Origin of the sequence: Paenibacillus taihuensis, from assembly GCF_003386535.1 — a bacterium.
In the GTDB taxonomy this organism is placed as follows: domain Bacteria; phylum Bacillota; class Bacilli; order Paenibacillales; family Paenibacillaceae; genus Paenibacillus_Z; species Paenibacillus_Z taihuensis.
Genome location: NZ_QTTN01000051.1, coordinates 33,220 through 42,257, shown reverse-complemented (window position 1 = coordinate 42,257; position 9,038 = coordinate 33,220). Strand labels below are relative to the sequence as shown.

The following is a 9,038-nucleotide window of genomic DNA, read 5'->3' as shown; positions in this document are numbered from 1 at the left end:
CTGTCGTGGGCGCAGGAAATTTGAGAGGAGCTGTCCTTAGTACGAGAGGACCGGGATGGACGCACCGCTGGTGTACCAGTTGTTCCGCCAGGAGCATAGCTGGGTAGCCAAGTGCGGACGGGATAAGCGCTGAAAGCATCTAAGCGTGAAGCCCCCCTCAAGATGAGATTTCCCAATTAGTAAGACCCCTGAAAGACGATCAGGTTGATAGGTTCGAGGTGGAAGCGCAGCAATGTGTGGAGCTGACGAATACTAATCGGTCGAGGGCTTATCCTAAACAAGTTAATCAAGCAAGAACTTCGCAAAGGTTCGTATCCAGTTTTCAGGGCGCAACTCACTGATGAATAATCGACAAGCGCGGGTATTCAGAAGTATTTTGCAGGAACGTTTGGCGACGTTTTTACCTGACCTTTATGGCTGCCTCGGTCATGATGGACAAGCAGTAATTGAGGCAATTGTGTGGCGGTGTAGCTCAGCTGGCTAGAGCATTCGGTTCATACCCGGAGGGTCGGGGGTTCGAGTCCCTTCGCCGCTACCACACCTATATGGAGGCTTAGCTCAGCTGGGAGAGCATCTGCCTTACAAGCAGAGGGTCGGCGGTTCGATCCCGTCAGCCTCCACCATCCATTTTTTAAATGCGGAGCCGTGGTGTAGTGGCCCAACATGCCTGCCTGTCACGCAGGAGACCGCGGGTTCGAATCCCGTCGGCTCCGCCATTTAACTCAATAACTAAGGCTCGGTAGCTCAGTTGGTAGAGCAGAGGACTGAAAATCCTCGTGTCGGCGGTTCGATTCCGTCCCGAGCCACCATTCATCATGGAGGGCTAGCGAAGTGGCCAAACGCGGGAGACTGTAAATCTCTTCCTTCGGGTTCGGTGGTTCGAATCCATCGCCCTCCACCATTCTCTTCACGAGAGCCATTAGCTCAGTTGGTAGAGCACCTGACTTTTAATCAGGGTGTCGTAGGTTCGAGTCCTACATGGCTCACCATTTCGATATCCATTCAACCTGTAGGCGACGCGCCTGCAGGTTTTTTTGTTGTTCCCCACATACAGATTATTTCAATCCCCAACGGGCAAACTGAACACAACGGCTGCTTCAGGGGGTTAGTAGAGACAATGGATTTCCTGTTATCTGCACTATTGTGTTTTGGGCTTGTTGCGGTGTTAGTACCGATCCTTCGTAAGTACGCGCTTCGAATGGGGTTCGTTGATCGCCCATCCGCGCGTAAAATCCACCGGACGCCGATACCGTTAATGGGCGGTGCAGCACTTTATATCGGTGTCGTTGTAACGTTGTTTATTTTCCAAGGGGCCACACCTCTTAGCATGACGATCGGTATTGGCGGCTTCATTCTTGTTGTCATTGGACTTGCGGATGATGCGGCGAAGGCGAACGGCAATGAGTTCCCGGTATGGCCGCGTGTTATTGTCTATATAGCGGCTTCCATTATTCCGCTGTTATTTGATATTCGCATTCAGGGCTTATCTGGGCTGCACGGAACGATTGATTTCCCGTTCTGGCTCCAGATCATCAGCTCAATCGTATGGGTGTTTGCGCTCATCAATATGATAAATTTCATAGATGGTGTGGATGGACTTGCTTCCGGCGTATCCACTTTATCGTCATTAACGCTTTTTATTACAGCAATAATGAAGCATCAGTTTCCTACCGCACTGCTCGCAGTTATTCTGGTGGGAGCATGCTTAGCTTTTCTCATCTACAATTTCTATCCGGCCCGGATCTTCATGGGGGACGCCGGTGCGGCTTTTCTTGGCTATGCGCTGGCGGTTACTGCTGTCGATGGGGCATTTAAGAGCGCCACGCTTGTGACGGTTGCAGTACCGCTGCTCGCGCTTGGCGTACCGATACTCGATACAGCAGTTGTCATGCTTCGCAGATTACTCTCGGGCAAGGGGCTGCATCGCGCTGATAAGCTGCACACGCATCACGTGTTGATGCGGTGGGGACTAACGCAGATCCAAACGGTATCTTTTATCTACTTGGTGGCGGCGTTGTTCTCCTTGCTTTCCATCGTTCTCCTGCTCGCTCTAAGCTGATTGAATCGCCTAATCTATGGTACAATGTGCTAAAAAAGCACATTCATGCGCAGTAGGTGTGGTACAATGAGCCAAAAAGCGCATAGACGCGTGTAGGATAGGGGCAAGCCGATGAGTGAAGCAAAGTGGATCAAGCAATTGCAAGCTGTCCTGGATTGCCCAGTAAGGCAGCTTCAGCTGCCGATCCAAGATTGGAACATGATACTGGAGGACCAAACGACGCATCAACATCAGCCAAAGCCGAAGGCGGTTACAATTGGCGATCATGTGATCGGTCCAGAAGGCGTTGTATGGTTTCTGCTGCACGTAGAAGCACAGTATGTCGATCTGCTTGAAGTAAGTCGTGAGCTCTTAAGGGAGAAGGAAATACGGCTTATTGGTTGGACATTAGCTCAGATGCTCGCTGAGAAGACGAAGAGCTACGAAGGCATTCCCGAGTCTGAGCGCTATGCCCGCGAGCTTGGGGCTTGGATTGAAGAACAGCTGGAAGCAAGTGAGCCGAAGCAGCAGCTGCCTGACCGGCTCATATCGAGAGGCCGACTGTTCTCCTCGATGATTCCGTTCTTACTTGTATGCGAGCAGGCTGAGTCGGGACGAGCAAGTTATAGCGAGCTGGAGAAACTGCTGCGTACTTTCCTCGCTGAAGAAGTGATGATTATTCCTTTGAAGGAGCAGGAGTGGCTCATTCTAGGCCCTGTTTCATTAATTCATGATGCCCAGCTCGAGGAACGGGATGAAGATGCGGAGGAATCGGTCGAAGAGAATCTGACCTCCATCGTATCCGGTCTGCACGATATGCTTTCGAGTGAGTGGATTGGCGAGTGCCATCTGGCAGTTGCGCAACCGATCTCACCGACGAGCTCGATTGTCAGCACAACTTCTGTGCTGCGGGAAACCGTTCATCTCGGACGATCTTTCCATGTCGGGACGAACATTCATCTGCCATGGCTGCTTCATCTAGAGCGGCTGCTCGATACGATCCCTGAAGCTCAACGTATCAAATTCGTGGAGCAGGCGCTGAAACGGAAGGATTCTTTTCTCGAGCCGGAGATTCTTACAACGCTCGAGACGTTCTTCTCACTGGATTGCAACGTCAGTGAAACAGCAAAGAAACTCTATATCCACCGCAATACGCTAATATACAGGCTGGACAAGCTGAAACAGGAGACAGAGCTGGATGTTCGTCAGTTCCGAGATGCCGTTCTCGTCAAAATTATTTTGCTATTGTACAAAGTAACGAAAAGGACGTAGTTTTTTTGTAAAGTATGTGCATAGTCATTATGAGGTCGCTGATATACACTAAGTGTATTGAAAGACTATTACCGTTTAGGGGGAAATACAAATGGCTGGTGTACGCTTAGAGCACGTTTACAAAAAATACGCGGGTACTGATCTCGCTTCAGTAAAAGATTTCAACCTCGACATTAAAGACAAGGAATTCTTGGTTCTTGTCGGTCCATCAGGTTGCGGTAAATCCACAACACTTCGTATGATCGCTGGTCTGGAAGAAATCTCTGAAGGTAAACTGTTCATCGGCGAGCGTCTTGTGAATGACGTAGCACCTAAAGATCGCGATATCGCGATGGTATTCCAATCCTACGCGTTATACCCACATATGAACGTATACCAAAACATGGCTTTTGGTCTTAAACTTCGTAAATTCAAAAAAGCAGAGATCGACAAGCGCGTTCGTGAAGCTGCTAAAATTCTTGATATCGAGCACTTGCTCGACCGTAAGCCGAAAGCACTCTCCGGTGGTCAACGTCAGCGTGTTGCCCTAGGCCGTGCGATCGTTCGTGAACCACAAGTATTCTTGATGGATGAGCCGCTCTCCAACTTGGACGCTAAACTCCGTGGCCAAATGCGCGCAGAGATCTCCAAGCTTGCTAAGCGTCTTGAAACTACTGTTATCTACGTAACGCATGACCAAATCGAAGCTATGACAATGGGTGACCGTATCGTCGTTATGAAAGACGGCGTTATCCAACAAGCTGCTTCCCCGGAAGAGCTGTACAACCACCCAGTAAACATCTTCGTAGCAGGCTTTATCGGTGCGCCTTCGATGAACTTCATCACTGGCACATTGTCCGAAGGCGGCGGCGCTGTTCGCTTCAAATCGAACGGTATCGACGTTCTTGTACCAGACGGCAAAGCTGCACAATTGCGTGAAAAAGGTCTGATCGGCAAGGAAATCATCCTTGGTATCCGTCCGGAAGATCTGCACGAAGAGCCAGTATTCCACGAGGCTTCCCCGCAAACTATCGTGAATGCTCACGTTGAAGTTGCTGAGAACCTTGGTCACGAAATGTTCCTGTACTTGAACGGTCTTGGTAAAGACACTGTTATCGCACGTGTTGACGGCCGCTCCGGTGTTAAAGAAGGTACTAACGTGAAGCTTGCTCTCGATATGAACAAAGTTCATGTCTTCGACAAAGAGACAGAACTGAACGTATTCGAACAATAATTGATAAGGCGCTGAGCCTTTACTGACAACCGCCCGATCACGAATCGGGCGGTTGTTTTTATTGCGCATTTTCGTTACGATAACAATAGCTGAAATCATCTAGAACTTTACATAACAAACTCGTAGCTGGCTGCGACTGTTGAGGAGGCCAACCGATGGCTAAAAAGGTGAAAGTATCTGAGCTAATCAGTCAATTCCAGCTCGAAATATTAAGCGGTGAAGATGGGCTGCGCCGCAGCATTTCTGTCGATGATTTGTCGCGCCCAGGCTTGGAGATGGCAGGCTACTTCGATTACTATCCGAAGGAACGTGTGCAAATTCTAGGAAGAACCGAACTGACCTTCATGGATACGCTAAGCAAGCAAGAGCGTATCGACCGTTTGGAGCGGCTATGCGATGAGGAAACGCCATGCTTCATTATTACGCGCGGCATGGAAGCGCCAGCTGAGCTGATCGAGCTGTCGAACCAGAAGCAGATTCCTGTTCTTCGCAGCAATTCGGCGACGACAATCTTCCTAAGCCGGATTACGAACTTCCTGGAGCGCAAGCTTGCTCCAACTGCCACGATTCACGGCGTTCTTGTCGATGTGTATGGCGTAGGCATGCTCATCACAGGCGGCAGCGGTATCGGTAAAAGCGAAACCGCGCTTGAGCTTGTGAAACGGAGCCATCGCCTCGTAGCGGATGATGCGGTTGAGATTCGTCAAACATCAGACGGTCAGCTGCACGGTACCGCACCTGAACTCATTCGCCATCTGCTTGAAATTCGCGGTCTAGGCATTATTAACGTTATGACTCTATTCGGTGCCGGTGCGGTTCGTAACATGAAGCGGATCAGCGTCGTTATTAAGCTGGAAAACTGGCAGGCAGACAAGCAGTATGACCGCCTTGGACTTGATGAAGAGACCACTCGCATCATCGATACGGAAATTCCGATCGTAACGGTACCCGTTCGTCCAGGCCGAAACTTGGCAGTCATTATTGAAGTGGCAGCGATGAACTTCCGTTTGAAGCGGATGGGCTACAATGCCGCACTACAGTTTACGAACAAGCTAACAGAGACAATTGCAGAAGACGCGGACGATTTTGATTGACATGCAAAACGATAGTTAAGAGAAGGAGTCTGTGATACATGTTTGGATTACGTTTAGATCCTATTGCTTTTTCCATTGGTTCCATCAGTGTCCACTGGTACGGTATTATCTTAGGAACCGCAGCGCTTGTAGGCTTGCTCCTCGCTGTTCGCGAAGGCAAGCGCTTCGGCCTGTCGCCTGACTTCTTCATGGATTTGCTGCTGCTCGGCGTGCCTTCGGCGATTGTCGGCGCACGTCTTTACTACGTGATGTTTACGTGGGATGAGTATAAGAACAGCCCGCTGGATGTGTTCAAGATCTGGCATGGCGGTATTGCGATCTATGGTGCGCTTATCGGAGCATTTATCTGCGGGATCGTTTATTTCCGCGTGAAAGGCTACAGCTTCTGGCGTATTGCCGATATCTGTGCGCCATCGCTTATTGCCGGTCAAATGATCGGACGTTGGGGCAACTTCGTCAACCAAGAAGCGTTCGGCGGTCCTGTCGAAGAGAGCTTCCTGCGTAATACGCTTCACTTGCCGGATTGGATTGTGAATCAGATGCTCGTCCAATCAGACGGCTTGTACCACCATCCGACGTTCCTTTACGAATCGCTTTGGAACCTGGTTGGACTTATCATTCTGCTCGTTCTTCGACGCCGTTCGTTCCTGCGCGCTGGCGAGCTGCTGTTCTCGTACTTCATCTGGTACTCCATTGGCCGTTTCTTTATTGAAGGCCTTCGTACGGACAGCTTGGCGTTCCATGGCGCTTCATGGGCAGCTTCGATGATGAATGGACTGTGGTCGCCAATGAAGCTCTTCGGATTCGAGGCGGGCTACTTGGACCCTGCAATCGGTAATATCCGTATTTCGCAGCTCATTTCCGTTCTGCTTGTCATTGCTGCAATCATCCTCATCATTGGCCGTCGTACAACTGGAGAAGCAAAGGTCCGTTACCTGGATCCGATCATTAACTTCAAAACGGGACTGCCTGCCGGTACGGAGACAGCTGAGAAGAAGACAGCCGCTTCTGCAGAAAGCCGTACAGATATTCAGAACCACTCTGACGATACAGGCAGTGACAAGACAATAAAGGAGTAACACCATTCGCATGACTACGATTAAAACGATGTTGTTTGATCTGGACGGCACGATTATGGATACGAATGAGCTCATCATTCAATCCTTCCTTCACTCGCTGAAGGGCATCGTGCCGCCGGAGTTTAGCCGTGAGCATATTATTCCGAGCATGGGACAGCCGCTGACGACACAGATGCAGCTGTTCTCAGGCCGCGAAGATGTGACAGACCTGGTTGCCGCTTACCGCGAAATCAATCTTAAGATGCACGATGATTATGTAACGGCATTCCCGTATGTTCGTGAGGTGTTTGCGAAGCTGCATGAAGCGGGCTTCCAAATCGGAATTGTAACGACGAAGATGCGGCTGACGACAGAGCGCGGCTTGCGTTTTGTCGGCTTGTATGAATATGTGACATCTGGCGCGATTGTGACGATTGAAGATGTCGAGCATCCGAAGCCGCATCCGGAGCCGGTTCAGAAGGCGCTTGAGCTGTTAGGCGCAGATCCGAAGACGACGATGATGGTCGGAGACAGCGGCGTGGACATCGAATCCGCTGAGGCGGCCGGTGTTGTATCCGTCGGCGTGGCGTGGTCACTTAAAGGTGAAGCGAAGCTGAAGGAGAGCGGTGCGCGTCATATCATTCATGACATGCGCGATTTGTACGCATTCGTGGGATTGGAGTAAAACTCCTTGAGAAATGTTGAACGTTTCCCGGTCGAAGGGCCGAATGCTTTGTGGCAAGTATATCGCACAGTCAGCCGGTTTAAGGCAATTCGCAATTTCGTGTTTATACAAGTGGCGCGCTACTGTCCGTCCTTGCCGGTGAAAAATTGGATTTACCGGCATGTGCTCGGGATGCAGGTAGGGCGCCACTGCTCGTTTGCGCTAATGGTGATGGTGGACGTATTTTTTCCAGAGAAGATATCCGTCGGCGAGAATTCAATCATCGGCTATAATACAACGATTCTCACGCACGAGTATTTGATCAAAGAATACCGGCTTGGTCCTGTACGGATTGGATCGAACGTGATGATCGGCGCGAATACGACGATTCTTCCCGGCATAACAATTGGAGATGGAGCGGTTGTTGCGGCAGGTTCTGTCGTGCATAAAGACGTACCGGCAGGCGCTTTTGTCGGAGGCAATCCCATCAGAGATATTCGTCAGAAGTAAGGAGCAGGATTCATATGAATCGGAAAATGATTGCGATCTCCGTGTTGTTCATCGTTGCGGCATTATGTACAGGCGGTTATTACGTGCATATGAAACGCGTGCAAGCATTGCGCTCTATAGAGCAAGCAGAGCATCGTGCCAGCTCAGCAAGACGGACGACTTCAGCGAGCCAAACAGTAACAAGGCGCAGAGGCAGTACGTCTATTCAGCCGGAGACGTACTATAGTAACAAGGTCATTGTGCTGATGTATCACGAGGTCGCTGCGGTGCCGAAGGATGATAAGGCGCTGCCGCTGAACAAGTTCGAACAGCAGTTGGCGATGATGAAGGCGGACAACTTCCACTGGATTACGATGAAGCAGTATGAACAGTTTATTTTGCACGGGGCGCATGTTCCGGTTAATGCCGTTCTGATGACGTTTGACGATGGTTACGAGTCGTATTTCACAGACACTTACCCCGTATTGAAGAAGTTTCATGTTCCGGCAACCAACTTTTTAATCGTCAATACAGTAGGCAATCCACATCATATCGGTATTCCGAAGCTCGACTGGCAGCAGGTAGCCGAAATGCACAAGAACGGCTATGACTTCTATAATCATACGTACGATTCCCATTTGTACGAAGCAACTGATCGCGCGGGTAAACGGCAGAAGCCGGCACTTGCGTCACCGATCTATCTGAAGGATAAGCATCGCAGGGAAACGACGAAGGAATATCGGACGCGGGTTACGTCGGATTTGTCCGAAGCAAATACGATATTGGCGCAAAAGCTTGGGGTCGGCGAAGACAAAGTTCTCGCATTCCCATACGGTGCCTACAATAAGCAGGTACTCGATATTTGCCGCAAGCTGGGCATTCAAGTTACATTTACGGTTAAGAGCGGCATTAATGCGGTTGGTCAGAGGAATGGATACCGCGTTAACGCTGGAGGCATCGACGATAATCCGGAATCATTGATCCAGATCATGAAGCAGGGGGGTCACTCTTCGGAGACGGAGAAGGCGACGCCCCTTTTCTTTATTCAATTAGGCGTCTTCGGAACGGCAATTATTGGACTTATACTCATACGGATGCTTGTCTTCGCATGGGAGGACAAGCATGGGCATTGGATTTTCAGAAACCGGCGGCACTAATGGCCAGTTATTGGGCAAGTTATACAGGAAAATGCTGTATTGACGAATAGATA

General features: G+C 50.1%; 8 protein-coding genes, 6 tRNA genes and 1 rRNA gene. All 15 read left to right on the top strand.

The window, feature by feature from the left end; all coding sequences use genetic code 11:
- Positions 1-276, top strand: a 23S ribosomal RNA gene (locus tag A8990_RS27870); the annotation flags it as partial.
- 185 nt (positions 277-461) lie between these two features.
- Positions 462-538 (top strand) — tRNA-Met (locus A8990_RS27865).
- A gap of 9 nt (positions 539-547) precedes the next feature.
- Positions 548-623, top strand: a tRNA-Val gene (locus A8990_RS27860).
- 16 nt (positions 624-639) lie between these two features.
- Positions 640-716, top strand: a tRNA-Asp gene (locus tag A8990_RS27855).
- A gap of 17 nt (positions 717-733) precedes the next feature.
- Positions 734-809: transfer RNA gene (locus A8990_RS27850), tRNA-Phe, on the top strand.
- An 8-nt stretch (positions 810-817) separates the two neighbouring features.
- Positions 818-901: transfer RNA gene (locus A8990_RS27845), tRNA-Tyr, on the top strand.
- A 12-nt stretch (positions 902-913) separates the two neighbouring features.
- Positions 914-989, top strand: a tRNA-Lys gene (locus A8990_RS27840).
- A gap of 128 nt (positions 990-1,117) precedes the next feature.
- Positions 1,118-2,059 carry an MraY family glycosyltransferase gene (locus A8990_RS27835; protein WP_116192287.1) on the top strand — a complete coding sequence of 314 codons (942 nt, stop codon included), beginning with the start codon at positions 1,118-1,120 and terminating at the stop codon, positions 2,057-2,059.
- Between the two features lie 111 nt (positions 2,060-2,170).
- Complete coding sequence (locus tag A8990_RS27830; RefSeq protein WP_116192286.1) at positions 2,171-3,310, top strand: PucR family transcriptional regulator; 1,140 nt, start codon at positions 2,171-2,173, stop codon at positions 3,308-3,310.
- Between the two features lie 91 nt (positions 3,311-3,401).
- Complete coding sequence (locus A8990_RS27825) at positions 3,402-4,523, top strand: ABC transporter ATP-binding protein (RefSeq protein WP_116192285.1); 1,122 nt, start codon at positions 3,402-3,404, stop codon at positions 4,521-4,523.
- Positions 4,524-4,678: 155 nt separating this feature from the next.
- A complete protein-coding gene (gene hprK / locus A8990_RS27820) occupies positions 4,679-5,617 on the top strand; it encodes an HPr(Ser) kinase/phosphatase (protein ID WP_116192284.1) in 939 nt (312 codons plus the stop codon).
- Between the two features lie 38 nt (positions 5,618-5,655).
- A complete protein-coding gene (gene lgt / locus A8990_RS27815) occupies positions 5,656-6,696 on the top strand; it encodes a prolipoprotein diacylglyceryl transferase (protein WP_116192283.1) in 1,041 nt (346 codons plus the stop codon).
- 10 nt (positions 6,697-6,706) lie between these two features.
- Positions 6,707-7,360 carry a pyrophosphatase PpaX gene (ppaX, locus tag A8990_RS27810; RefSeq protein WP_116192282.1) on the top strand — a complete coding sequence of 218 codons (654 nt, stop codon included), beginning with the start codon at positions 6,707-6,709 and terminating at the stop codon, positions 7,358-7,360.
- A 6-nt stretch (positions 7,361-7,366) separates the two neighbouring features.
- Positions 7,367-7,849, top strand: a complete 483-nt coding sequence (locus A8990_RS27805) for an acyltransferase (RefSeq protein ID WP_116192281.1) — start codon at positions 7,367-7,369, stop codon at positions 7,847-7,849.
- Between the two features lie 14 nt (positions 7,850-7,863).
- Positions 7,864-8,985 (top strand): polysaccharide deacetylase family protein, encoded by a 1,122-nt coding sequence (locus A8990_RS27800; RefSeq protein ID WP_245996262.1) that lies wholly within the window; start codon positions 7,864-7,866, stop codon positions 8,983-8,985.
- The last annotated feature ends 53 nt before the right edge of the window (positions 8,986-9,038 follow it).

Coding starts and splice junctions, on each gene's coding strand:
- A8990_RS27835 (WP_116192287.1), top strand. CDS start 1,118: ATGGATTTCCTGTTATCTGCACTATTGTGTTTTGGGCTTGTTGCGGTG.
- A8990_RS27830 (WP_116192286.1), top strand. CDS start 2,171: ATGAGTGAAGCAAAGTGGATCAAGCAATTGCAAGCTGTCCTGGATTGC.
- A8990_RS27825 (WP_116192285.1), top strand. CDS start 3,402: ATGGCTGGTGTACGCTTAGAGCACGTTTACAAAAAATACGCGGGTACT.
- hprK (WP_116192284.1), top strand. CDS start 4,679: ATGGCTAAAAAGGTGAAAGTATCTGAGCTAATCAGTCAATTCCAGCTC.
- lgt (WP_116192283.1), top strand. CDS start 5,656: ATGTTTGGATTACGTTTAGATCCTATTGCTTTTTCCATTGGTTCCATC.
- ppaX (WP_116192282.1), top strand. CDS start 6,707: ATGACTACGATTAAAACGATGTTGTTTGATCTGGACGGCACGATTATG.
- A8990_RS27800 (WP_245996262.1), top strand. CDS start 7,864: ATGAATCGGAAAATGATTGCGATCTCCGTGTTGTTCATCGTTGCGGCA.